General features: G+C 37.4%; 16 protein-coding genes and 1 tRNA gene. 14 read left to right on the top strand and 3 right to left on the bottom strand.

Translation table 11 applies throughout. The features are described 5' to 3' along the window. Window positions 1-8: 8 nt before the first annotated feature. From L2B55_RS13085 to L2B55_RS13060, 6 genes are all read left to right on the top strand, one after another. The gene (locus tag L2B55_RS13085) at window positions 9-986 is read left to right on the top strand and encodes a PorP/SprF family type IX secretion system membrane protein (protein ID WP_237846437.1); all 978 of its coding nucleotides are present in this window, start codon (window positions 9-11) and stop codon (window positions 984-986) included. 531 nt (window positions 987-1,517) lie between these two features. After that, entirely contained in the window at window positions 1,518-1,646 is a 129-nt protein-coding gene (locus L2B55_RS19075; RefSeq protein ID WP_420854525.1) for a hypothetical protein, read from the top strand. Window positions 1,647-1,933: 287 nt separating this feature from the next. Beyond that, entirely contained in the window at window positions 1,934-2,908 is a 975-nt protein-coding gene (locus tag L2B55_RS13080) for a PorP/SprF family type IX secretion system membrane protein (protein WP_237846432.1), read from the top strand. A 48-nt stretch (window positions 2,909-2,956) separates the two neighbouring features. Beyond that, a complete protein-coding gene (locus L2B55_RS18970) occupies window positions 2,957-4,945 on the top strand; it encodes an OmpA family protein (protein WP_276573974.1) in 1,989 nt (662 codons plus the stop codon). Window positions 4,946-5,313: 368 nt separating this feature from the next. After that, entirely contained in the window at window positions 5,314-9,966 is a 4,653-nt protein-coding gene (locus tag L2B55_RS13065; RefSeq protein WP_237846430.1) for a Calx-beta domain-containing protein, read from the top strand. 162 nt (window positions 9,967-10,128) lie between these two features. Continuing rightward, a complete protein-coding gene (locus L2B55_RS13060) occupies window positions 10,129-10,662 on the top strand; it encodes a hypothetical protein (RefSeq protein WP_237846427.1) in 534 nt (177 codons plus the stop codon). On the opposite strand, the gene tamL is transcribed toward L2B55_RS13060, so the two are convergent. Then, complete coding sequence (gene tamL, locus L2B55_RS13055) at window positions 10,659-13,025, bottom strand: translocation and assembly module lipoprotein TamL (RefSeq protein ID WP_237846426.1); 2,367 nt, start codon at window positions 13,023-13,025, stop codon at window positions 10,659-10,661. The genes L2B55_RS13060 and tamL overlap by 4 nt on opposite strands. Between tamL and L2B55_RS13050 the strand changes: the two genes are divergently transcribed. The 5 genes from L2B55_RS13050 (at window position 13,016) to ltrA (ending at window position 17,606) form a co-directional block, all read left to right on the top strand. Then, a complete protein-coding gene (locus tag L2B55_RS13050) occupies window positions 13,016-13,777 on the top strand; it encodes a TrmH family RNA methyltransferase (RefSeq protein ID WP_237846422.1) in 762 nt (253 codons plus the stop codon). The genes tamL and L2B55_RS13050 overlap by 10 nt on opposite strands. 124 nt (window positions 13,778-13,901) lie before the next feature. Next, window positions 13,902-13,972, top strand: a tRNA-Cys gene (locus L2B55_RS13045). A 96-nt stretch (window positions 13,973-14,068) separates the two neighbouring features. Further along, the gene (locus L2B55_RS13040) at window positions 14,069-14,248 is read left to right on the top strand and encodes a spore protein (protein ID WP_237846421.1); all 180 of its coding nucleotides are present in this window, start codon (window positions 14,069-14,071) and stop codon (window positions 14,246-14,248) included. Between the two features lie 247 nt (window positions 14,249-14,495). Next, window positions 14,496-15,575: an IS110 family RNA-guided transposase gene (locus L2B55_RS13035; protein ID WP_237845150.1), complete on the top strand. Its 1,080-nt coding sequence runs from the start codon at window positions 14,496-14,498 to the stop codon at window positions 15,573-15,575. Window positions 15,576-16,298: 723 nt separating this feature from the next. Beyond that, a complete protein-coding gene (gene ltrA, locus L2B55_RS13030) occupies window positions 16,299-17,606 on the top strand; it encodes a group II intron reverse transcriptase/maturase (RefSeq protein ID WP_237846420.1) in 1,308 nt (435 codons plus the stop codon). 282 nt (window positions 17,607-17,888) lie between these two features. Here ltrA and L2B55_RS13025 read toward each other — a convergent pair whose 3' ends face one another. Then, window positions 17,889-18,920, bottom strand: coding sequence for a quinone-dependent dihydroorotate dehydrogenase (locus L2B55_RS13025; RefSeq protein WP_237846417.1), 1,032 nt, complete (start codon window positions 18,918-18,920; stop codon window positions 17,889-17,891). Window positions 18,921-19,052: 132 nt separating this feature from the next. Between L2B55_RS13025 and L2B55_RS13020 the strand changes: the two genes are divergently transcribed. After that, window positions 19,053-20,975, top strand: coding sequence for an ABC-F family ATP-binding cassette domain-containing protein (locus L2B55_RS13020; protein WP_237846414.1), 1,923 nt, complete (start codon window positions 19,053-19,055; stop codon window positions 20,973-20,975). 281 nt (window positions 20,976-21,256) lie between these two features. Here L2B55_RS13020 and L2B55_RS13015 read toward each other — a convergent pair whose 3' ends face one another. After that, window positions 21,257-21,841 carry a Crp/Fnr family transcriptional regulator gene (locus L2B55_RS13015; RefSeq protein ID WP_237846411.1) on the bottom strand — a complete coding sequence of 195 codons (585 nt, stop codon included), beginning with the start codon at window positions 21,839-21,841 and terminating at the stop codon, window positions 21,257-21,259. A 208-nt stretch (window positions 21,842-22,049) separates the two neighbouring features. Here L2B55_RS13015 and L2B55_RS13010 point away from each other — a divergent pair, with 208 nt between their 5' ends. Further along, the gene (locus tag L2B55_RS13010) at window positions 22,050-23,615 is read left to right on the top strand and encodes an alkaline phosphatase D family protein (RefSeq protein WP_237846404.1); all 1,566 of its coding nucleotides are present in this window, start codon (window positions 22,050-22,052) and stop codon (window positions 23,613-23,615) included. An 82-nt stretch (window positions 23,616-23,697) separates the two neighbouring features. After that, window positions 23,698-24,993: a type IX secretion system plug protein gene (locus tag L2B55_RS13005; protein ID WP_237846401.1), complete on the top strand. Its 1,296-nt coding sequence runs from the start codon at window positions 23,698-23,700 to the stop codon at window positions 24,991-24,993. Window positions 24,994-25,116: the final 123 nt, after the last annotated feature.

Raw genomic sequence — 25,116 nt, 5'->3', positions numbered from 1 at the left:
TTTTTGATATGAAAACATTAATTATTGTCCCACTCCTATGGTTCATGTTGTTCTCTTCGGTTACCTATGCCCAACAGGATGCCCAGTTTTCGCAATATATGTTCAATGGAATCTATATTAATCCCGCGTATGCCGGATATAAGGAACGATTGAACTTGCACACCTTTTACCGCAGTCAGTGGACCGGCGGCCTGGATGGTAACCCGGAAACCTTTAGTTTGGCCTTGGATGCCATAGCCAATGATGGGAATGTGGGTCTGGCATTAAATGTTTTAAAAGATCAACTAGGAGCTGAAAGTACGCTTTCTGGATATCTGAATTATGCTTATAGATTACCAGTTAGTGAAAGCGCTCGTCTGGCCTTTGGATTGGGTGCGGGAGTTTCGCAATATGCGATCAACGGCTCAAAACTAAGTCCAAATCAGTTGGAGGATCCTACTGTGCCCAAAACAAACCAATCGGTATTTGTTCCTGATATCAGAGCTGGGCTATATTACAGCAATGATTTCTTCTATGCCGGGGTTTCGATGGATAACTTGATTGCCCAGTATATGAGTTATACCAAGAATCCCTCTATATTGATCCCTAAAAAAATGCCCCACTTTTATCTAACTGCAGGAGGATTAATGTCATTCACTGAGCACTTTTTGGTGAAGCCGTCCTTTCTGTTAAAAAATGAATCCAAAGGTCCTGCAAGTCTGGATTTAAATGTGTTTATGTTGTTTGCCCAGCGGGTGTGGTTAGGAGGGTCATACCGGACAGGAATTAGTATTTGGAAGAAGGAGAACCTGCAACAGGATTTGTCGACAACCAATGCACTTGTTGGTCTGGCTGAGGTGTTTATCTCTGATCGTCTGCGCATCGGCTATGCCTATGACTTCTCGTATAACAAGTTTAAAGACTTCAATTACGGAACCCATGAACTGTCATTAGGATTTTCCTTGATTGCCAGACAATGTAGAATGTCGACGCCCAGGTATTTTTAATATGGAATCATTTAAAATCTTTGAGTGAATTATTCACTAAAGCTTCATTTAAAAAGGGACTGACTCCAAGGAGAGTTAGTCCCTTTTTTAAAAAGGAAAATTAACGATCTCTATAACGAAGACCAATGAATTGGCTTTTCAAAAAAACAAATGTTTATCCTGAATCAAAGGAGACCATTTCTTTTAGTTCACCAGCTTTGCGAGGTCCCCCTTTTTTACATGCTAACCCCAACAGGAGAAAAGTCTCCTTATACCTACCTGATGGAACGAATAACTTTAAACTTATGGAATTATTAAGCCTTTACATGGTACAATTGAAATAGGTAATGATAGTAAAGTGACTTATAAACCGTTTAACGGACACTATGGTATTGAAATTGTATACTATATTCGGTTTTGTGAAATCGGCCTTCCAGGTAGTTCTGACTGAGATATAGGTGAACTAGTTGTAAATGTGATAGATAACTATGTTGATCTTTCGAAAAACAAGAGTACTTTTGGGCGCTGGGTTAATATTAATGAAGATTTTGTATACACAATGTTGTTTCAAATACAGGACATGTTAAAGCTAAAGAATTTGTAGTTAATGATATTTTATCTAAAGAGTTGGATTTTGTAAGCACTAATACAACCGAAGGTAATGTAACTTCTAAAAAGTAATCTGGAATCTGAGTGCTTTGATATGAATAAGTCAGAAACCCTTAATCTAAAATAAAGGCCAATTATGGCGTAACAAATACTGCAGTAGTAATATGGAACACAACCAAAATTAGACTTATCTATTCTAATAGTTGTTCCGGTCCAAGGGTTTAAAATTCCAAATGCATTTACTCCTAATGGTGATGGTGGTAACAATAGTTTCATCATTAATGGAATTTCTGCAGACGGTAAAGTAGCCAAGTATATTGGTTATATAACATTTAAAATAGATTTATAAAGATCTTGATATGAGAAAAATATCTTTTTTTTCGCTAATGTTCGTCTTGTGGGCAACAGCTGGTTATGCGCAACAGGATGCACAGTTTTCTCAGTACATGTTTAATGGCATATATATAAACCCTGCTTACGCAGGTTACAAAGAGCAGTTGAACTTGCATACTTTTTACAGGAATCAATGGAGTGGGGGATTGGAAGGAAATCCGGAGACATTCAGTTTAGCCTTAGACGCAATAGCTAATGACGGAAATGTAGGTTTAGCATTAATGGTTTTAAAGGATCAATTGGGTGCTGAAAGTACATTAGCCGCTTATGCAAATTATGCCTATAGGTTAAAAGTTGGTGATGTATCCCGATTGGCTTTTGGCTTAGGGGTTGGAGTTTCACAATATGGCCTTGACGGCAATAAGCTTAAATTCAATCAACCCGATGATCCACGTCAGTTTAATGGAATGCAGTCAATTATAGTCCCTGACATTAGAGCTGGGATCTATTATTCCTCTGATCGTTGGTATGCAGGTGCATCAGTAGATAATCTTATTGGGAAGTATATGAATTATACCAAGGATCCTTCGATTTTGATCCCAACTAAAATGCCACACCTTTATTTAACCGCGGGCGGCTTAATTACAATAACGAAGTCTGTTTTATTGAAACCGTCATTTTTGCTCAAGAACGAATCAAAAGGACCAACCAATTTAGATTTAAATACATTTGTGCTTCTTTACGAAAAACTGTGGCTGGGGGCATCTTACAGAACGGGAATGAAACTGTTTAAGAAAGATAACCTGCAATCTAATCTAAGTACTACAGATGCTGTGGTGGCTTTAGCAGAGGTGTATGTCACAGATAGATTAAGGATCGGTTATGCTTACGACTTTGCATTCAATAAGTTCAGGGATTTTAACTACGGAACCCATGAAATCTCTCTAGGATATTCATTTATACCGAAGAAAATTAGAATGTTATCACCACGGTATTTTTAAAGTAAACTTGATGTTCAATAGATTGTGTTAATACCAAAAAATGAAAACATGCTAAAACGTGCACTATACATATCAATTTTCATAGTTTGTTCAGGTGTTCAAGCCGTATTCGCTCAGGCAAGTTTACGTGAGGCGCAACGTCAAATTGAATTATTGAACTACAATGATGCTATAAGCTTATTCGAAAAAGCTTTCAATAAAAAGATATCGCTAGTGGCTGCAAAAGGGCTGGCCGAAAGTTATCGTCAACTCAATAATTATCAGTTTACCGAAAGTTGGTACGCTAAAGTGGTACAAATGGATGGACATGAGCCTGTTGATGAATTTTATTATGCCGAAGCTCTTCGCAATAATTCTAAATATGGTGAGGCAAAAAGTTGGTACCAATTTTATAAGAAACAGGTAGGAGCAGATGCTTTTCCCAATATAGATCTACTAATTGCCTCATGTGATTCGGCCAAAATTTGGATGCAGAACCCTGTAGATTATTTGTTTCAATTAGATACTACTTTAAATACTCGTCAAAGTGACTGGGGGGCAATACCATTTAAAAATGGGGTAGTCTTTACATCTGATAGGATTATTGCAAGTACTGCTAAAAATAATAAACCTATCCTTTACTTCGACTCCAATAATAACTTAAATAGGAGTGTTTATGGTTGGACAGGTCTGCCATACCTGAAATTATTTTATGCTGAGAAAAGAGAAAATCAATGGGAGTTCGTTCCGTTTTCAAACTCTTTGAATGGAAATTTCCATAACGGTCCGGCTTGTTTTTCTAAAGATGGAAAAGAAGTCTATTTTACCCGTACACGTGGTATTACAAATAGCAAAATGTATACTGATGATAAGCGAAAGCGTAAAGATTATACCATCAAATTAGAATTGTACTCATCAAAATATGATGAAAAAACAAAGAGTTGGAGTGAACCTAAAGCATTTGAGTACAACTCTCCTTTGGAATATTCTGTAGGTGATGCATGTTTAAGTGCCGACGGGAAATATCTGTTTTTTGCATCGGATATGCCTGGTGGTTTGGGCCAATCTGATTTATATTATTGTAAACGTAAAAGCGATGGCAGTTGGGACGAACCTGTTAATTTAAAAAAAATCAATACTCCGGGGGCTGATCGTTTTCCAGGTTTTGATAATAAGAATAATCTTTATTTTGCAAGTAATGGCTTAATCGGCTTAGGCGGTCTTGATGTCTTCGTCGCAAAATCGACAGGTGTTAATAACTGGGCTGAACCTAAAAATATGGGTTATCCGGTAAATACTCCTCAGGATGATTTTAACTTGGTATTCGCCGTTGATGGAAAAAGCGGGTATTTGTCAAGCAATCGCAAGGGAGGTGTTGGAATGGATGATATCTATCAATTTGCTGAAAAAGTGTTGCAATTTAGATTAGAGGGTACTGTCGTAAATAGAAAAACAGGTAAGCCTCTAAACAATGCTATTGTTACATTGTACAATCAGGAGCTTAATTCCAATTTAAAAGCCACTACTGATAATATTGGTGCTTTTACTTTTAATTTGGACGGGAATAGTGATTATTTTGTTACTGCTGAAAAAACCAATTTTATTACCGGTCGCTCAGCCATTTTGAGTACTAAAAGCTATAAAGAATCAAAAACAATTTATGCTAAACTAGCTTTAGCTATTGATTCAATAGAATTGTATAAAGGCATAAAGCTAGAAAATATTTATTATGACTTTGATAAGTGGGATATTAGAAATGATGCAGCAACAGAGCTAAATAGGCTGGTTCAAATCATGAAGGATAATCCAACCGTAATTGTTGAACTCGGTTCTCATACTGATTCGCGTGGCGCATATAATTACAATCTGAAATTAAGCCAAAAAAGAGCGCAATCAGTTGTTGATTACATTATTTCTAAAGGTATTGAAGCAAGAAGAATTACAGCTAAGGGATATGGAGAATCAAAACCAGTTAATGGATGTACAAATGGATCAAATTGTACCGAGGATGAGTTTCAGCTCAATAGAAGGACAGAATTTACTATTCTAAGATATTAAGCTGTTTAAAGTTGTTGAATAATGAAGAGGCTGTCTCCTATGTTTGCTTTGTCAAATGTAGGAGACAGCTTTTTTCATTTACTTACTTTATCTTTTTTATATGAGTTTTTGCTGTATAAAATACTAAACGTCGTATTAATACAAGGTCATAAGGGCTCAAGGTTTTGTGGAAGAATCTAAATAATAATTCTTTAAAAAGCTATTACTTATTGTTTTAAAGTCACTTTGCTCAAAGGGTTTTAAGCAATGATAAATTAATGAACCCAATAGTACTCATATTGCTTTTTAAGGAATTGTTTTTGCAACAAAACTTATTGTGCTTCTTTGATAGTCTCACTATGAATTAATCATTAGTTATTGGTTATTTTATGGTTAAAAAATTTACACTCTCGCCTCTCTCTTTAAATACAGCATTGTTTTATAAAAATGCCGTTAGATACCTTTTTTGTGCTCTTTTATTGCTAGTAGTAGTCCAAAGTAAGGCACAAATAGTTAGTATTGAAAATGCAGTTACTGTAATGGAAGGTAATTCAGGTACTTCCAATTCCTTAGTTTTTAAGATTAATATAGCTCCGGTAAGCGCAACAGATGTAACGGTAACATATGATTTTTCAGCAAGTACAGCAATTCCGGGAATTGATTTTGATAATGCTGTAACTTCAATCACTATTCCTGCAAATACAAGCTCTGTCACCGTATCAATACCTATTAAGGGTGACATAATTGATGAACCTAATGAGGATATTAAGGTAAATCTTACAGGCACAACCGGAACCGCTTCAATTATAGCTGCTCCTGCTAATTCAGCAATAGGAACTATTACTGACGATGATAAGAAGCCGGTGGTTACAATTTCAAGCCCTGCTCAGTTTAAGGAAGCAAATGGCGTAATAAATTTTCCAGTTAATTTAAGTAATCCATCATCAGTTGATCTGGTACTTAATTTTTCCTATAGTGGAACTGCTTTTGGTGGAGCATCAGCAGGTCCTGGTGTTGACTATAAAAATTCTATGACATCCATTATTATTCCTGCTGGAAACTCCTCAGCAATAATTCCTGTAATTGTTTTTGGCGATGTTAGGGATGAAAATACAGAAACAATCATTATCACTTTAAATTCGGTTTCATTAGCGGCTGTCTTAGGTTCAACTGCGGCAAGTCGTAGAGCCACAGTGCAAGTCTTAGATACAGATGCTCCACCTACAGTAGCTTTTGAACAAATCTCCTCTTTCTATACAGAGGGGATTGGTACTGCTGTCACAGTTAGGGTAACCCTGACAGGTAACATTACCGAACGAACAGTTAGAGTGCCGTATTCAATTAGCGGAACAGCATTGGAATCTCCTGCTTCAAATTATGATTTCCAAATCACCTCAGGTGCCTCTCAATTAGTTTTTAACAGGGAAGATCCTTTTACTATGACTCCAGGCCAACGAGTAATGGATATCACATTGATAATTACCAGTGATAACCTGGTTGAGCCCAATGAGACTGTTGTTTTTTCTTTGGAAACACCCTTAAACTCTTCAGCAATACTTGGGAGCAATAGAGTACATACCCTTACAATTGTAAATGATGATACGCAGATAAGCGTAGCTCCGCAAGCTTCTAGTATGGCAGAAGGGACTGGAGGAGGTGTTACTGATTTTACTTTTGTAGTAAAGCGTGATGGAGACACCCCGCTTAATCAGCCAATCAATTTTACTTATTCTGTATCGCCAAGCGGATCAACTTCGGCAGATGCAGGCGATTTTCCCTCTGGTTTCCCGACGAATGTATCAGGTACTATTCCTGCCGGACAAAGTTCTGTATTAATTTCAATTCCTGTAAATAAGGATAGCAATACAGAGCCTATTGAAGAGTTTATGGTGAAGATAACGCCAGAAAGTGGAGTTGTAATTGGTGCGGATTCGGCACAAGGAGTAATTCAAAATGACGATAATGCGGTGAACCTTGTGTTTGACAAAACCACAATTGATGAAGGACAAAACGCAACAATATATGCGCAGGTCCAATCACCTTTTCCTATTGATGTCACGGTAACGGTAGCAATCAATAATCTTAGCGGCTCAGCAATCAGGGGAATAGATTATAATATTATTTCCGGAACCCTAACTTTTATTATTCCAAAAGGATCAACTCAAAGCAATAGTATAAATCTAAGTGCAGTTAAGGATAATAGTTTTGAAGGCACATTACCAGAAACTGTTATTGCTACAATAACTTCTGCAGCCAATGCTACTGCAGGAGCGGGAGCTATTCTTCAAATTAGAGATCTCCAATCAGCGCCATTAGTTAGTATTTCGACAGATAATTTGAAGATTAATGAAGTTGGTAGTCCTAATGTGGCTACTATTACTGTTTCACTTTCAAATCCTACTAATGAACCAGTTAAGGTAAATCTTAGCCTGATAGGCACAGCCCAATTAGGTGTCGATTACTCAGCAAATAACCAAAGCGTGGTAATCCCAATAGGGGCTTCATCTGCAAGTGTAACTGTTGCTGCTATTAATGATGGTTTTTTTGAAGGTCTGCCTAATGAAACGATTAATGTTGGTATTTTATCGGTACAGGGTGGGGGGAGTATACAAAATACGGTCAATAATAAATTAACCATTGAAATTGTTGATACTAACTCTCCTCCAGTAGTGAGAATTAATGATGCTCCTACAGTTATTGAAGGATCACTGGGAGAAATCCGTTATTTGCAGTTTCCAATAACTCTAAGCCGGCAGAGTACAAAGGATATTATTCTGAATTATTCATTTTCCGGAACGGCTACTGGCGTAACCGACTATGATAATTCGGTTACGCAACTGAAAATTGAAGCAGGCAAGGTTTCAGGAGTTATTTTGATTCCTGTATTGGGAGATAATATTGCAGAAACACCTGCACTGGAAACCGTTGTAATATCATTGCTGTCAGGAACCGATTACACGCTAGCTGCGGCTCCTGATAATGTAGCTACAGGTATTATAATTGACGATGACGGCATGCCCACGGTTAGCTTAACAATTGATTATACCTCAATTCGTGAGCCCGGTACACATTCTCAACCGACTGCAGCTAAAATCAGGGCAAGACTTGCCAATTCAAGTCAGACATCAGCTTCCGATATTACAGTAACTGTAAATCTTTCCGGATCAGCAGTAAATGGAACTGATTATGCAACTATTTCCAGTCCGGTAACATTAGTTATTCCAGCTGGTTTAACTGAGAGTTCTATCGCTGTTACAGTTTCGGCCTTGGCAGATAATATTTTCGAATTTTATGATGAGACGGTGCAGGCAGATCTGACCTCACTTAGTTCTAATGCCCAAGCAGGGCTTACAACAACGCAATTAGCTATTTTGGATAATGACTCGGCTCCATTATTAACCATTGATGATCCACCATCTGTAATTGAAGGTAATACCGGTACAAAAGTGATCACGTTTAATATTACTAAAACAACCACTATCCCCACGCTTCGCGATATTAAAGTTAACTATGTGATATTACCCGGTACAGCTACGGCCACAGATTCCGATTATGAAAATATCGTATCAAATTCGGTTATCATTCCCGCCGGCCAATCGGGGGCAACGGTTAATGTCACCATAAATGGAGATTCAAAGTATGAAGCTGATGAAACATTTACCGTATCACTTCAGAATGCTCAGTTTGCGAATTTGGGAGCAAAACGCTCGGGTGTAGGGACGATTGTTAACGACGATAATCAACCTGTTATTTCCATTGGAGACGTTGAGGTCAATGAAAATGCTGGAACAGTAACTTTAACTCTTAACAAAACGGGCATGACCGAGCTCAATGCTGAAGTTAACTATGAAACATCAAATGGGACAGCAACTGCATTGAATGACTACACCTCAATACCTTCAATAAAAATTACGTTTCTTCCTGAGGAAACCTCTAAAACCATTAAGGTTCCAATTGTGAATGATCTAATTCCAGAACCTAATGAAATTTTTAATGTCATATTGACCAACCCTGTTGGTGCCACAATAGGTAAGGCAAACGGTATTGTAACAATTATTGATGATGATATCAGTAAATTTTATATTAAGAATGATTCTATCAATGAAAATTCTGGCACGATAAAATACCGGGTTTATAAGTTAGGTAATAGTCCAGGAAGTGTAACTTATCAGATAACTGATGGGAGTGCAAAACAAGAATCTGACTTTAAAGCAGCAAATTATACAGCTGTTTTAGATTTTGCGGATAACGAATCCTATAAAGATATTACGGTTAATATAGTTGATGATGCAATTGATGAACCCAATGAAGATTTTATAATTAACCTTTCTAATCCATCCGTTGGTTCCAGCATCATCCCTGGGCTTGATAAGGCCGTAGTTGCCATTATTGATAACGATACACTAATAGCTCCAAGTATAGATCTTGCTGTTTATAAAATCGTGGAAAATAAAGAAGTAAAGGTGGATGAAGAATTTAATTATACGATTACTGCAGCAAACCTTTCTAACGTAACAGTTGATTCGATAGCTGTAAGAGACAGTCTACCGGAAGGTCTTGAGTTTATAAGTGCTGTTGCATTAAAAGGTGCTATTAGTTACGATCCTGTAACTCACAAGCTGTTTTGGGCAATTGACAGTTTGCAAAAAGGTGAAGAACAATCTCTAACATTAAGAGTGAAAGTGAATCAGGCAGGAATTTATATTAACACCGCAAGTGTTTCAACCCGTCTTGTTGATAAAAATTTAAAGAATAATACGGCATCAGCAAGTAAGTTAATTAATGGCTTTGCAATCCCTAATGTGTTTACCCCTAATAATGACGGAGTAAATGATTACTTTGTTATCAAGGGAATAGAATCAATTGGAGCTGAGCTGACGGTGTACAATCGTTTTGGCCAACTTATGTTTAAAGCTGCGAACTATCAAAATGATTGGGATGGTAATCTATTACCTATTGCTACATATTATTATGTGATCTCAATGAAAAATGAGCATAATAGTGTTCAACAGATAATAGGTCATGTAACGATATTAAGGTAATTGGAAACAAGAAATGTTAATCATGGATGTGAATTTGTTCAACTGTTTTTTACATCCACAATAAAAAAATAATAAAGCGGTTTTTCTGATTTTAGCAACTATTGAAAAGATGGGGCAATCTCTTACATTTGGGTTGTCTATTGCACAATAAAAAACATTAGAATGAAACCGATAATTACCGCAATTATATTTTTTCTATCCATTAATCTTTTTTCAACTGTCAAAGCACAAGGAGAAAATCAAACTATCATTGATAAATTTAAATTAGTTGAGGTTGATGGAAATTTAAAAGTAGTTGCCCTTGGGAACGATGAATCAATAAGCCGAAGAATAATAGGCGTTCATTCATTTGTGGTTAACGGATTAGATGTACCACTTAAGTTTACAGCAGGTGAGGCTCCTGTAAATCAGAAGTTTTCAGGTTCAACCTTCGCCTATATTTATCCCCAAGCAAAGTCGATTGGTTCGATAAGATTATACTACCTATTTCATTTCGGGGATAGCTATTGGCCTTTTAATATACCGATTGCTTTACTGTTAATTATTCCTTTAGCATTCTTTATAATTGGATATTTTATTAGAAAGCTTTTTGTTCTATTAATCGGAATTGTAGTTGCAGTTTTTGTATTCAGTAGTGGGCTTAGTCCTGGTAATTACACTGAAGTTGTTTGGAATTGGTTGGTTACCCTTTTTTAGAAAGGATAACCAATACCAATGTTATAATTTATAAACCTGAAGCTGGGATATTGATTTTTGAAATCTTTATTAAACCAGTTCTTTATTACCCAACGGTCATTCTGAAATTGGGGGTCATGCAGTTTTAAACCGGCATCAAACCTAATTATCATGAATGTCAGATCAAGTCTTACTCCCAAACCAGTTCCTATTGCCAGCTCTTTATAAAAGCTATTGAATTTAAATTGCCCTTGTGGATATAGAAAATCCAAATCTTTTTTAACGTTCCAAACATTTCCGGCATCTATAAATGTGGCTCCGTTTAACTTAAATCCAAAGAAATTGGTTGTAATATTGAACCGATATTCAAGATTAGCTTCAAGTTTCATTTCTCCTAATTGTTCCTGACTAACCAGTACGGTATCATATGCATTTTGTGGGATTATATCGTTTCGGGGAAATGCTCCCGGACCTACCTGTCGGGCCCGCCAGGCTCTTAAACTATTGGCTCCCCCTGAACCATAAAGTTTTTGATAGGGCATTGAAGATGAGTTTAAATATGCAATACCTACACCCAAATTAAACCGCGTAACTATTTGTCGTTTGTTAATTGATTTGTAATACCGGATTTCAGCATCAGGTTTTACATATTGGTAAAAAGGTCTTCCAAAGGTGTTATATCTTCCTGTTGTGTCTTTAGAAGCCCCTGCGATTTTGTATCCGAGGTAAAGCGTGTTACCTGCAATGTCAAAATTACCCTTGAAATAAATAAAATTACCACCAAATCTCAGTCTAAAATCATTAAATAAATAAGTGTATTGTGAACCAAGTGAAAAATAGGAGTCGTAACGTTCAACAGCCGCAATATTTCCTGCACGGATATAAGCTTTCTCTAAAGAATCATTTAAGTTAGCATTTACCAACGACACGCTTAAAGGTGTTAAGTAATGGCTTTTTTGTAAATTTTCCCGCCATTCGTAGCTAATATTGGTGTTGGTATTACCTGATTTAAAATACTGCTGCCTGTCTTCATATGAATACCCTAAGCTTATCCTTGTTTTGGGTAACGAATACTTGCTGATGTTTACATTAAATGGAGCTAATAAACGAGGAAATAATACACTTGCACTAGTTTCAACGGTTTTGGACCGGATGTTTGGCTGAGGAACGCCATTGAAATTATCCGGTTGAAACTCCAATCCACCTTTTAGTTTAAATTCAAAAATTTCACCGCCACCAAAAAAGTTTTTGTTCATGTAAGTAACTCCGGCATTAGTACCTAAATAACTTCCACTTAAAGTAAACTCGCCTTCAAGAGTAGCAGTTCGCTTCTTTGCTGGTATAAGCTCAATGTAAGTATCAAGTTTAGTGCTATCACCCGGCACCTTTTTAAAATCAGCATTGATGAATTTAAATAAGTTCAGATCGCCCAAACGGGTATAGGTTTTAAGAAAATCATCATTGTTATAGAGCGTTCCCTTTTTAAAGAAGATTAAATTGGAGAAATGCCGAGGTTTATATCTTCCTTCTTTGTCAAGAAAGTACAAGTCTTCGCGGGATCGAATAGTATCGGCTTCAACTTCTCTACGTTTAATTCCGGGAGTGATGGTCACAAAAGTATTGTTCATTGTATATACCTGATGATGATCCTCACCCTTTGGGTTGTTGATAATGGTAATAATATCGACTGAATGAACATTTTTGCTGGTACTTGCTCTTATGCTGTCATTAAATAAAGTGTCAAGTCTGAATCTTACATAAGATTTTTCAAAATCTTTATATCCGTTTTGTTTAAAAGTATTGTTGGCCCGACTTGCTTCACGTTCTAATAAATAGTAATCGTAATTTTTTCCGGAATCAATTGGTGTTTTGTATTCTTTGGTATAGAGTTTATTTAAAGCAGTATCGGGTATGTTAAATTTATAATTTCTGACTTTATACACAGGGCCTTGTTTGGCTTCATAGGTAAGCCTGATTTTTTTTTTGCCCAATGTGTCAATTTTAAGCTTAACTGTATTGTTAAAATAACCTTTGTTCAATAAAAATCTGCTCATTTTCTTTACAGCAGAAAAAGCTTGTGCACTGTCGAAAATTGCAGGTGGTTCACCAATTTTTTTTGTTTTGGTTTTGTATTGTCCTTTTTTTGTATTGAAGGTATTGTATAAGCCCAGTGCAAACTTTTGACCTAAAATTTTGGCATTGGGATTAGGAACAAACGATTTGGCGTCTTCAGTTAAATCCTTTTCAACTCCTTTAATTTCAACCTTGTCTATCAGTGATTCGTTTTGTTTTAAATATCGGGAAGGGTTACAACTGCCCAGAGTTAGGGAGATTAAAAATATAAATATAGTTTTGTTAAAATTTTCAGGTATAAATGATTTCAAAGTCACAAATAAGTTTTGTTAAATCTCTTCACAATAAAAAATACCGTGAAGAGCACGGTTTGTTTATTGTTGAAGGGGTTAAAATGGTGAATGAACTCTTGGCGTCTTCCTTTATTATTCAATCAATTTTTACGACTGAAAATTATCTAAAAAACCTTACAAATATAAATCCAAAGGCAAAAAAAATAGATGTTAATTTAGTTACAGAACCCGAACTTCAAAAAATTAGCACATTACAAACGCCGAACGAAGTGATAGCCCTGGCTCAAATTCCATTTGACTTTCGGAAAAATCACTTCGACATTGCTCAAATTAAGGATAAGTGGACAATAATGCTTGATGATGTTCAAGATCCGGGAAATTTAGGAACCATAATTCGTATTGCAGATTGGTTTGGTATTAAAACCTTGATAACCTCTCTTAATTCTGTTGAGGCATATAATCCGAAAGTGGTGCAATCAACCATGGGTTCTATTTTTAGAGTTGAAGTGCTGCGGATAGATATTGAACAAATATTGCAAGCGGCAAAAGTACCGGTTTATGGGGCCTTGCTCGAAGGAGATAATTTATACAAAGCCGAATTTTCCAAGCCTGGAGTAATATTGATGGGCAATGAATCAAAAGGGATATCGGATCGTATCAGGAAATACATAACTGCACCTTTAAGCATACCTAGTTTTGGTCAAGCAGAGTCATTAAATGTGGGTATTGCAACAGCTATTTTTTGTTCAGAAATGCGTCGCAGGCAATAAAAAGATGCAAAATGCGAATGTTTGAAAAAATAGTAGTTTGATAATCAATAAGGAAAGAAAATATTTTTGAAGAGGACTTGTCAAACAAATATTAATTCTTAAATTTGCAACCTCGTTGAATAAAGGTCGGGTGGCCGAGTGGCTAGGCAGAGGTCTGCAAAACCTTGTACAGCGGTTCGAATCCGCTCTCGACCTCAACTTGTTAATCGAAATGGTTAATTGTTAATAGATGTAAACCATAAATTAATACGATTAACAACAACTATTAACAATATTAACTTCAGGGAAATCATGGCAGTTACAAGATTAAAAAGAAAAGACAGAAGAAATAAAACTGTTTCGCGTTTAGAGGTTCAGCATTTGAAATTAGCTACTAACTTAGAGTTAGGAAGCCGTTCAAAAGAAAAAGCAAGTAGCCAAGTTGTTAAAAACCGTGCTATCATTGCTGAATTAGAGAAAGCAGCGAAGTAATTCTGTTTTTTAATGATATTTAAGTCCCGATCAATTTTTGGTCGGGACTTTTGTTGTGTGCCGTGCATATCTATAAACTAGGAGGTGCAAGTCCTCTATGGGGGTCGGTAGTTACCAACCATTAGCCAAGAGCAAGGGTGTCCGTTGCGAAGCGGAATCTGAAGGCCGTATGTTTGTAAAGGAATAAGTTCCAGGAAGTTATGTAAATTTAAGAAAGAACCCCTAAAATTTTATAACACTGGAACTTATGCAACCACAAGTTAATCAATTAGATTTTAGCGGTCAAAACATTTATGTTGGTTTTGACGTGCACTTAAAAAGCTGGCAGGTTACCGTTATGACTGAACTGCTCACCCATAAAACCTTTTCGCAGCCACCTAAACCCGAAGTATTACACCAGTATCTCCGGCAGAATTTCCCCGGCGGCACCTATCATTCCGCCTACGAAGCAGGCTTCTGCGGCTACTGGATCCATAACCGCTTGGAGGCTCTGGGCATTCACTCCATCGTGGTCAATCCTGCCGATATTCCCACCACCGATAAAGAAAAAGTGCAAAAAGAGGATTCCAGGGATAGCCGTAAAATCGCACACTCATTAAGAAGTGGCGCCTTAATCCCGATTTATGTTCCTTCCAGTAAAACCCTAGAGGACCGTTGTTTAGTTCGCACCCGGTCCATACTGACCAAGGACCTTGCCCGGTATAAAAACCGGGTAAAATCGTTCCTGTACTTTCATGGCATTGAACTACCTGCGCCCTTCACCAAAAAACAGTCCCACTGGTCGAAACCTTTTGTTGATTGGCTGGAAAGCATCGCTATGGCTGAGCAGAGTAGTAAAACGGCCCTGCAGGCCATGATTTTAGAAGCGAAACATTTGAGAGCCTCTGTATTGCAACTCACCCGGCATTTACTAGAGCTATCAAAAACAGGTACTTACCAGGAAGCCATCGCTTTACTGCGAAGTATCCCTGGCATCGGATTATTAACGGCCATGACCTTATTAACCGAGCTGGAGACGATTAACCGGTTTAAAAACACGGATCAACTCTGCAGTTTTATAGGACTCATCCCCTCGACGCATTCAAGTGGGGAAAAAGAACTAGCCGGTACTATCACCCGACGGGGGCATAGCGTGCTGCGCAGCGCCCTGATTGAAAGTGCATGGGTAGCCGCACGCCTGGATCCGGCACTGACTAAAAGTTTTCATGAGTATTGCCGGCGAATGGAACCGAATAAGGCCATCGTAAGAATAGCCCGGAAATTACTCAACAGAATCAGGTATGTATTAATAAACAAACAAGAATATGAGTGTGCAGTGGTTAAATAAAACTAAAACGCCATATAAAAACATCCTTTTAATCTGAGACTGATAACACGCTTCCTGCAGTGCTGGTCATTCTGTATCTGCTATCTGAAGGCTACAGCTCACTATCTATAAAAAATTAAACACGGCATTGCAGCCCGATTTACCGGTTCTGCTAATAGAAGGATGTTTTTATAGGCTTTTAGTTCATTGAAAAGACAGGTGTGTCTGAAGATTCAGGGCAAGAGAGTTTTCTTTAGCCATTTAGGACAATGAATACAGCAAAAAAGCCCCTGTCATTGTGGGGCTTCAAAGCTATATTCACCGTCATAAATCCTATTGCTGGTGAGTTGCTCTCCAGCAGCGCCCACTTCCTCTTCGGATTTATATCACAAAGGTAATCATTAAAAAAACTTCCAGATCTCTTGCTTTACAACATAGAAGGAAGCTTGAGGCAAATCCCTGAACCGAGGCACACGAACCCTATCAGGCATATCCAGCAGGATGAGATTGCAACACAAATCGAAGTCCAATAACTACCCGGATACTGGAGTGTAAATAAGGCGGTTACATGGGGAGAAAGTGTATAGGTTTACCACGGGAGGTCTGACAGACGTGCGGAAACAAGCAGTATGAAACACGGCTAACAATTGCTGTCAGAAGTCAGCAGAGACCAAAGTACGCTGCTACGAGCTAGCAGGGGAAGGGTCGAATCTTAAGAGGTGAGCATCAACTGAAAGTTACTGTATGAATGGTAGAAAGCAGAAAACGGAGCAAGACACCTGGCAGAGCGGAACTAGGTCGGCAACCGAATCAAGCTCTGGAGGGCAGACATATCTATGGATGACTGAAAAAGGAAACACCAACACAACGCAAGGGCAACAAGCCCAACTTCTGGAGTACATACTCTCGCCGTCGAACCTTAATGCGGCCTACAAACAAGTTAAGCGTAATGATGGAACAGGTGGGGTTGACGGGATGAGCGTAGAATTGCTTTTACCCTACTTACACTCCCACCGAGAAGTATTGCTTCATTCACTACAAAATGGGAGGTACAAGCCTCAAGCTGTTCGCCGGGTTGAAATACCCAAAGAGAACGGCAAAAAGCGAGCCTTAGGCATCCCCACGGTAGTGGATAGGGTCATTCAGCAGGCAATCACCCAACAATTAACACCTATTTACGAACGACAGTTCTCGTCCAACAGTTACGGTTTTCGTCCAAAACGCAGTGCTCATCAGGCAATAAAACAATGCCAGGTCAACGCAAATGAGGGTTATCGTTACGTTGTGGATATGGATTTGGAAAAATTCTTCGATACTGTTAACCAAAGCAAGCTGATAGAGATTTTATCCCGAACCATCCCTGATGGCAGGGTGGTGTCATTGATACATAAATACCTAAAGGCAGGGGTAATGACGCATGGAGTTTTTCAAGCGACATCGATGGGGGTTCCGCAGGGAGGGAATTTAAGTCCATTATTGAGTAATGTAATGCTTAACGAATTGGACAAGGAGCTAACGGAAAGAGGACATCGTTTTGTCAGATACGCTGATGATTGTATGGTATTCTGTAAAAGCCGCCGAGCCGCCCAGAGGGTGCTTGTCGGCATTACAACCTACATTGAACAAAAGCTTTATCTGAAAGTCAATAGGGAGAAAACCAAGGTTGCACACATCAAGGACGTTAAGTTCTTGGGGTATGGATTTTACTTCAACAAAAATGGTTGCAAAATGCGCGCCCATAAGAAAAGTGTTGAAAAGATGAAAGAGAAAATCCGAGAACTGACCTCACGGAGCAACGGATGGGGCAATGAACGCCGAAAGGAAGCAATAAGACAGTACATCACAGGCTGGCTTAACTATTTTCAGCTGGCAGACATGAAAGGATTGTTGGAACGCATAGATGAATGGTATCGAAGAAGAATCAGGTCATTGATATGGAAACAATGGAAAAGTATCAAAACCCGAATTAGGAATCTGATAAAACTGGATATCCCGAAAAAACAAGGCAAAGGAATACGGCAACACAAGGAAAAGCTACTGGCATACAGCTAATAGTCCAATCCTTAGCAGAAGTATCACCAATGAACGCCTTAAGCAGTCGGGTTACCTGTTCTTTACTGACTACTATCAAAAATTGCGTTGTGTAAATTAAGAAACCGCCGTATACCGAACGGTACGTACGGTGGTGTGAGAGGTCGGAAAATGAAATAGGAGGAAAACCTATTTTATTTTTCCTCCTACTCGATTTTATTAGTTACTGTTAAATTGTTTCATTATTAAATTGAAATTTCTAACAACAGAATAATGAAACAATTTAGCCGGTTGGTGAATAAATTATAATCCTTTTTCTAAAATCTTCTCGTTTATTTTCTTTACAAGACCTGGACCTTCATAGATAAAGCCAGTATAGATCTGAACCAAAGAGGCTCCTGCTTTTAGTTTTTCAATAGCATCTTCTCCAGAATGTATACCTCCAACGCCTATAATAGGGAATGCTTTGTTAGATTTTTCAGATAAATAACGAATTACTTCGGTAGAACGTTTACGTACCGGTTTGCCACTTAAGCCTCCCATCTGCTTTACTAACTCCTGATCTGAGTTTAAGCCCTCACGAGAAATTGTGGTGTTAGTGGCAATAACGCCAGCAATTTTTGTTTCCTGAACAATTTCTATAATATCATCAAGCTGCTCGTTGGTTAAATCGGGGGCTATTTTTAATAAAATAGGTTTTGATTTAGGTTTGGCAGTATTAAGAGTTTGAAGTCTGAATAAGAGCTTTTTAAGTGGTTCTTTGTCCTGCAAATCGCGTAAACCAGGTGTGTTTGGAGAGCTTACATTCACTACAAAGTAGTCAACATAATCAAAAAGCTTTTCGAAGCACTTTACAAAATCATCGTCGGCTTCCTCATTAGGGGTAACTTTGTTTTTTCCAATATTACCACCAATAATTAATGAACGATTTTTTCGGTTTTTCAACCGATTTACCATTTCATCAACACCTTCATTATTAAAGCCCATTCGGTTGATTAAAGCTTCGTCTTCAATCAGGCGAAACATACGGGGTTTATCATTTCCAGGTTGAGCTACCGGAGTAATGGTACCTACTTCTATAAAACCAAAACCGAAATTATCAAGCTCTTCGAAAAGTTTTGCATCCTTGTCAAAACCAGCGGCTAAACCAACTGGATTCTTGAATTTTATACCAAATACCTCGCGTTCTAAACGTTTGTCATTCAGACAGTAAATAGATCTGATTAATGCCGAAGCTCCAGGGAATTTATTAGCGGATTTAATCCAATTGAATACTTTGTGGTGAATTTCTTCGGGGTCGTATTTGAAGAATATAGGCTTAATGAGATTATACATGCCGCAAATATACATCATTGAATGAAAGTAGAAGAGAGTGATAGGTCTGATTGAGCTGGCAAATAAGTTTTTTGATTGTCAAATTTTGAATATTACTCATTTTCAAGATGGTTTGCCCTATCTTTGTGCCCAATGATTGCATTAAACGACCTTACGTTTGAATTTGGAGCCCGAGCTTTATATGATGAAGCTAACTGGCATATTAAACCCGGAGAGAAGATTGGGTTAATCGGAGCCAATGGAACCGGTAAAACCACTTTGTTGAAAATTTTGGTGGGTGATTATACACCAACATCCGGAACCATCTCTAAATCGAAGGATATGAAGATTGGTTACCTCAATCAGGATCTGTTATCTGTTCATTCTGATTTCAGCATTTTGCATGTGGCAATGGAAGCTTTTGAGCGCCAAAATCAGTTGCATGATGAAATAGAAGCTTTGCTGAAAAAAATGGAAACGGATTATTCAGAGGACTTGCTTCATAAATTAAGTGATAAGCAACACGAATTTGAAAACCTGGATGGGTATAACATTCAATATAAAGCAGAGCAAATTTTAGCGGGATTAGGTTTTAGCCCTGAGGATTCAGCCCGTCCCCTAAAAGAGTTTTCAGGTGGATGGCGTATGCGGGTAATGCTTGCTAAAATCCTTCTGCAAAAACCTGATCTGCTATTGCTCGATGAGCCTACCAACCACTTGGATCTACCATCCATTAAGTGGCTGGAAAACTATCTGAATGGTTTTGATGGTGCTTATATTATTGTTTCTCACGACCGATATTTTCTTGATCGCGCTGTTCAAAAGATCGTAGAATCAAAAGGAGGTCAACTGATTCAGTATGCAGGTAATTACAGTTTTTATCTCGAAGAAAAAGCACTTCGAGAGGAACTTCAACGTAATCAATTTAAAAACCAACAGCAAAAAATTAAGGAAGAAGAACGCTTGATTGAGCGTTTCCGTGCAAAAGCTTCTAAGGCCAAGATGGCACAGTCGCGTATTAAAGCCCTTGAGCGTATGGATCGTGTTTCAGATGTAGACGATGATAATCCATCAGTGTCTTTCCGTTTCAGCTTTTCTCGGCCTTCAGGTCGTAGTGTAGTGCAGTTGCGTAATATCTCTAAAGCTTATCCGAATCTTGAATTGTTAAAGAATACAGATGGCGATATTGAAAAAGGTGATAAAATTGCATTGATTGGTGCCAACGGTAAAGGTAAATCAACCTTACTACGCATTGTTGCTGATGCCGAAAAGGCACAAGGTGAAGTTACCAGAGGGCACAATGTGTTTCAATCCTTCTTTGCTCAGCACCAATTAGAGTCTTTGCATCTCGAAAATACCATTTTGGAAGAGTTGCAAGCTTTTGCTTCTACACGTACTGATACAGAATTACGGTCGTTATTGGGCTGTTTCTTGTTTACAGGCGATGACGTGTTTAAAAAAATTAAAGTGTTATCAGGAGGTGAAAAATCACGTGTAGCCTTGGCAAAGGTGTTAACTTCTGACGCCAATTTTCTTATTCTGGATGAGCCTACCAACCACCTTGATATTCAATCTGTAAATATTTTAATTCAGGCTTTACAGCAGTATGAAGGAACATTTATCCTTGTTTCCCATGACCGTTACCTGATTGAAAATGTTGCCAATAAAATATGGTTCATAGAGAATAAGGAAATTAAAGAATATCCGGGCATTTATCACGAATACGAAGAATGGCAAGAGAAACGATTGAAAGACCAAGCTAAAGCTCCTCAGGAGTCTAAAAAACAAGTTGAGCAGGCAAAGGTTGAAAAGCAAGACAATCGAAGTGAAAGCAAGGAGAAATCCCGTGAGTTGAAAAAGCTGAGTCAGGAACTTGAAAAGCTTGAGTCTCTAATTGAGGATTTTGAGAAACAGAAGAAAGCTTTTGAAGATGAAATGGCTAAAGAAGAAGTGTATTCAAATTCACAAAAGTTGAATGAGATAAATAGTGCTTACGAAAAGATAAAAGTGCAATTAAACGAAACACATCAAGAGTGGGAAAATATTGCTGAAAAAATTATGGAGCTTGAAGCATAATCTATAGATGCTCTTTGAAAAAATAAAGCGCTAAATCTTCTTATGATTTAGCGCTTTATTTTTTAATGCTTTAAAAGCACTGCTTTTAAATTATCAGAACCTCTTTCGGGTTTGTATGTTGTCATTTTATAAAACACAAACAAAAGCAAAATTATACAAAGCAACACGCCCGAATAGTAATTCAAAAACTTCCTTGTTTTCCGCATTATATATCTCCCCAACACTGCAAATATAATTACTTTGTGTATATAATGTGTTGATTTATATCAAATTAGTTAATTCTATTCTTTGGTTTGATAAATTTTGGCCCTGATCCTGCTCAATGTTTCCGGAGTAATGTTAAGGTAGGAGGCAATGAATTTTAAAGGTGTACGCTGAATAATCTGAGCTTCGTTTTCTAATAGGTACCTGTATTTTTCTTCAGGGGTAGAATAGTTTAACACTTTAATTCTACGGTACAGCTTCTGAACATTAGACTGACTAACTAAGCGACTGGCGCGTTCAATTTCTGGAAATTTATCAAAAAGTTCGAGCCATGACTGCCGGGGAATGAGTACCACTTGTGAAGGTTCAAGAGTCTCAATTGTAAGGTCGGTTGGTACTTGATGAAAAAAACTCTCCGGATCGCCGAATGAATCAGGGTCGTAACAAATCCACAGTGTAACTTCTTTGTCTTCCATATGAAAATATCCTCTAACTAAACCTTTGTTTAGGTAAAGCACATTCTTTTGAATCGAACCTTCTGATAACAATACAGTTTTGGCAGGATATTCTTTAAGTTCGGCAACGTTTAGTATGGCCTTTCGCGCATCATCACTTAAAGGATGAAAAAGTGATAAATAAGGCTGTATTTCAAATTGAGACATCGTTATTTATATCAGACGGTTATCAATATACAAAATTGAAATTAAACTAGTTTTAATTTGTTTTATATAAATTATTGTTAAATTAATTGTTTAATAGTTGATTAATTTTTAACAAAACATTTACCTTTTAATAAAAATTTATCAACCCCGTATTAACATTGGAGTTAGAAGTTTGTGTCAACAAATCAAGGATAAAACTCCTGGAGAAATGAAACAACCTTTTAAATTATTTAACCCTCTTCTGTTATCGTTGGTTTTTATTTTGATTCAAATAGAAACTGTTCATGCGCAAATTAAACGTTTAACCTATATAGATTATCTTAAAAACCAGGGATTTCAATTAGCTGAATCAATGGCTCCTTTTTATCATGGCGTTGCTTCTGGAGATCCCTTACCAGATCGGGTTGTAATCTGGACTCGGGTTACCCCAACGCATAAAGAGGCTTCCAATAACGATTGGAAGTTGGCATTTTCGGTCAGCTGGAAAATGGCAACCGATACGGCATTTGATCATATTGTTCGTTCCGGAGACATTGCAACTGATGAATCCAAAGACTTTACTGTAAAAGTGGATGTCGATGGTCTTGATCCCAATCAAACGTACTATTATCAATTTGAAGCTTTTGGCAAACGGTCCATTATAGGAACCACCAAAACAGCTGTTGACCCCACATCTGATTTACCAATAAAATTGGCTTTTGTTGATGGCAATAATTATTCAGTCGGTTACTTCAGTGCCTATCAGCGTATTACCGAATTGAAAGAATTAAGTGCTGTTGTTGTTCTCTCTGGATATATTGATGATCAAGAACATTCCGGAGATCTGGCCGATCGTAGACAAATTCCGGGTGCCGAACCAGTAACAATTCAGGATTATCGAAACAGGTATGCACAATACCATTTGGATAAGAACCTAATGTTGGCTCATGCAAAGTATCCCTTTATTGCCGTTTGGGAGAATCAATCCTTAAACAATTCAAATGATCATGCTATTAACTGGACTGAAAAAAGCAAAGCTGCAGAACAGGCTTATGTTGAGTGGTTGCCAGTACGTGTAAAGAAGACCGAACTTCAGCGTAAGTTCAGTTTTGGAAAAATGTTGGATCTTATAATGATTGATACCCAGCCATTTGAAAAAGGTAATCTTGTTGCCAGTACCGAAGGTGCAGTTGCAAAAGAAGCTTTGTTTATTGATCCTTTGCATAAAGAATGGCTCACCAAACAATTAAATTATTCAACAGCTAACTGGAAACTTTTAGCCTCTCAAAATTTATTAAGTTCCTTGAACTCAGTAAATGTAGATTGGGCTAGTATCAAATCTTCTGATTATTGGGATAATCATCCCAAGGAGAAAGAGAGCTTATTGGGTTTTTTGAAAGCGTTTGAATTAAAAAATATTGTATTTATAAGTGGCGGTTTTAATGGCTCTCTGGCATCCGAAGTTGCTGATTTAACCGAAAAATACAACCCTGCAACTGGTAGGTTTGCACAGGCTGTAGAAATTGTTGTTCCTTCTATTTCTAGCCCGAGCTTAACAGATGTTAACTCAACAAATGGTATAGCTGCTGAAGTTCGTTGTCTAAATAAAACATATAATCCACAAATTAAAATGGCTAATTTAAAAGATCATGGTTTTGTTGAGATGAATATAAGTCAGAAAAAAATTGCAGTAAAGTGGCATTATTCAAAAGAAATATTAACTGATGGCCAGTTCAAATTAAAGTCACAAACAGAACTAAGCATTCCAAACGGAAAACCTGTTTTAGAAAAATAAACCAATTACCAAACCCTAAGTTAAACCGTTATCCGTTGATGACGGTTTTTTTTTATTACGTTAGTAAAAAAATCAACTACGAATGAAAATTAGGCTTGTTGTTTTATGTATAGTTATGATAGGGGTGTTCTCATTTGCTTATGCACAAAATGAGAAGCTTAGGTACCAGGACTGGATTTATAAAACAAATATTAAAACTGTTCAGTTTGAAAATATAATCAATAAAGAGTCTACGGTACCAATTATAATCTTTGCAAGCGGAGAACAATTACTCCTTCAGTTTGATGATATAAATGCAGGTAATCAAGATTACTACTACACCATTGTGCATTGCACTGCCGATTGGAAACCCAGTAATCTTTCAACTATTGATTATTTGGATGGTTATACCGAAGATCGGATAGTTGATTATAGTTACTCATTTAATACAATTAAGTCATACACTCATTATTCGTTAAAGTTTCCTTCAAACACCATGAAGCCGATTATTTCAGGTAACTATTTGCTAAAAGTATATCTGAATAATGATCCTGATCAGTTAGTGCTTACACGAAGGTTTTGCGTTGCCAAATCATTGGTAAATATTACAGCTGAAGTAACCCGAGGTACTGTGGTAAAAGCTCGAACGCAAACGCAAAAAATCAATTTTAATATTTTGCATCCCGCCCTGAATATCTCTAACCCTATGGCCGAAGTAAAAGTGGTCATCACCCAAAATGATAGACCTGATAACGCAATAACAGGGTTGAAACCAACATTTATCCGCACAAACGAGTTAGTATATAATGATATGGATTCGGGAACATTTCCAGGCGGGAGTGAGTTCAGAAATTTTGATACGCGCAGTTTGCGATTCTTTAGTCAGCGAATTAAAGATATTGTAAAAGAGAAAAATAAAACGGATGTTTTTCTATTTCCAGATGCCAACTATGGACAATCAGCTTATTCAACTTTTATTGATTTGAATGGAGGTTACGCCATTCGTAATCAAGATGGTTCAGGCAGTGCAGAAACTGATGCAGATTATACTTGCGTGCATTTTTCATTGATTGATACACCACCTTCAAATGCTGGGGCCTATTATCTGTTTGGAAAGCTAACAGATTATCAGATAAAAGAAGATTATCAGTTGCATTTTAATGAAATAACTCAAAAGCTTGAAACACAACAGTTATTTAAACAAGGTTATTATGATTTCTCATATGTTTTTGTGCCTAACGATCAAACGGTCTCCGATATGTGCCAAACCGAGGGTTGTCATTTTGAAACCGATAATGTATACACAATTTACGTGTATTATAAACCTCCCGGTAAGAGGTATGATGAATTGGTAGGAGTAAGGAGGTTTAATTCAAGAGGGTATTTTATTATGCGTTAAAAACTGTAGGACAAGAACTATTTCAGCGGAATGTCAAGTTAATAGTTCTAAGTTTGAATGTATTTTGTAGGATTTTTTGTCTCTTTAATCCTCATTTATTTTACATCTTTGCGCACCAATCAA

It is taken from the genome of Solitalea lacus, from assembly GCF_022014595.1.
GTDB classification, from domain to species: Bacteria; Bacteroidota; Bacteroidia; order Sphingobacteriales; family Sphingobacteriaceae; genus Solitalea; species Solitalea lacus.
The sequence above is the reverse complement of the archived record's forward strand: the minus strand, read 5'-3'. Positions and strand labels throughout refer to the sequence as shown.